This window comes from Streptomyces sp. JW3 (genome assembly GCF_052216785.1).
GTDB lineage: Bacteria > Actinomycetota > Actinomycetes > Streptomycetales > Streptomycetaceae > Streptomyces.
This window is the reverse complement of record NZ_JBQOUX010000127.1, coordinates 1-1,511: the sequence shown is the minus strand read 5'-3', so window position 1 is coordinate 1,511 and position 1,511 is coordinate 1. Positions and strand designations below refer to the sequence as shown.

General features: G+C 72.3%; 1 protein-coding gene and 1 tRNA gene. One reads left to right on the top strand and one right to left on the bottom strand.

What is annotated here, in order from left to right:
• Positions 1-458 precede the first annotated feature (458 nt).
• Positions 459-545, bottom strand: a tRNA-Leu gene (locus ACTT8P_RS33420).
• A 491-nt stretch (positions 546-1,036) separates the two neighbouring features.
• On the opposite strand from ACTT8P_RS33420, the gene ACTT8P_RS33415 reads away from it, so the two are divergent.
• Positions 1,037-1,511: DUF3662 domain-containing protein (locus tag ACTT8P_RS33415; RefSeq protein ID WP_442835540.1), on the top strand; the 475-nt coding region annotated here is incomplete at its 3' end.

The window sequence follows — 1,511 nt, the reverse complement described above, 5'->3', positions numbered from 1 at the left end:
TCCCGCATCCCGCACACCAGCCGCCCGTCCCGCATCCCGCACACCAGCCGCCCGTCCCGCGTCCGGCCCGTCCGGCGTCCGCCCCCCGGCCGGCGGGCCGACCGCCCGCTCCCCGTCCCGCACGACAGACCCCCGCTCTTCACCCGGCACGACGGCCCCCTGATCCCCGCTCCGAACGCCAGGCCCCCGCGCCCCGCCCCCGGCCGCCGCTTCCGTACCCGCCCCGGCCGACAGCCCGGTCATCCGGTCGCCCTCCCCTTGCCCGTACGCCCTGGCAGGCGCCCGCACCCGTCACTTCGGCGCACCGCCCGCACCCGGCCGGCGGCGCGCCCCGACGCTACTCCCCGCCCCGCCCGGACAGCGCTCGCACGGTGAGACCTTCCTCACAGCGGCACCCGGTCACAAGGCAGCGCACAACGCGGAAGCCCCGTAGGTCTGAGACCTACGGGGCTTCCGTCTGGTGCGCGAGGGGGGAGTTGAACCCCCACGCCCTTTCGGGCACTGGAACCTGAATCCAGCGCGTCTGCCTATTCCGCCACCCGCGCATTGGGTGTGTCCTCCGGCTCCTTGCCCCGTTCCTTCGTGGCCCGGCGCCTTCCGACATCGAGAACATTAGCACGCTGGCCGGGGTGGATTCACATCCCTTTCCCCGCCCCCGGCGACGCCCCGCGGCACCCTCCGGCCACGTCCCGGCGAGTGGCCGTTCACGTATCAACCTCGTACCGGTCCGGCCCGTCCTCCCAGGAGCGGGCCGGGTCCACAGCCCGGTGCGGGACACTGGTCGCCGAGCGGCTCTACGATCCTGGGCAGGAGTTCGCGCGACAGCGCGCCCCGCGGCGTTCGAAGACGAGCTCCAGCGGGAACTCCGAGAGGCGTCGACACCCTTCGACCGGGCCGACAGGGGGAACCAGCCGATCGACCCGCGCGTGGATACGATCAGTAAGCAGTACCAGGTAGGCAGTACGCAGGCAGGCAGTACGCACAGCAGCAGTACGCAGGGCAGCGAACAGGACGGCAGCGACGGAGGAGGTGCCCCATGGGAGTCCTGAAGAAATTCGAGCAGCGTCTCGAAGGTCTGGTCAACGGCACCTTCGCGAAGGTCTTCAAGTCCGAGGTGCAGCCCGTGGAGATCGCGGGCGCGCTTCAGCGCGAGTGCGACAACAACGCGACCATCTGGAACCGTGACCGCACCGTCGTACCCAACGACTTCATCGTGGAACTGAGCACGCCCGACTTCGAGCGGCTCAGCCCCTACTCCGGCCAGCTCGGCGACGAACTGGCCGGCATGGTCCGCGACTACGCCAAGCAGCAGCGCTACACCTTCATGGGCCCGATCAAGGTGCACCTGGAGAAGGCGGAGGACCTCGACACCGGTCTGTACCGGGTCCGCAGCCGCACCCTCGCCTCCTCCAGCTCGCAGGCGGCGTCGGCCGCGCCCGCCGCACCCCCCGCCCCGCCGGCCGGCCGCCCCGGCGGCTACGGCTACCCGCCCGCCGCGGCCCCCGCGGCCC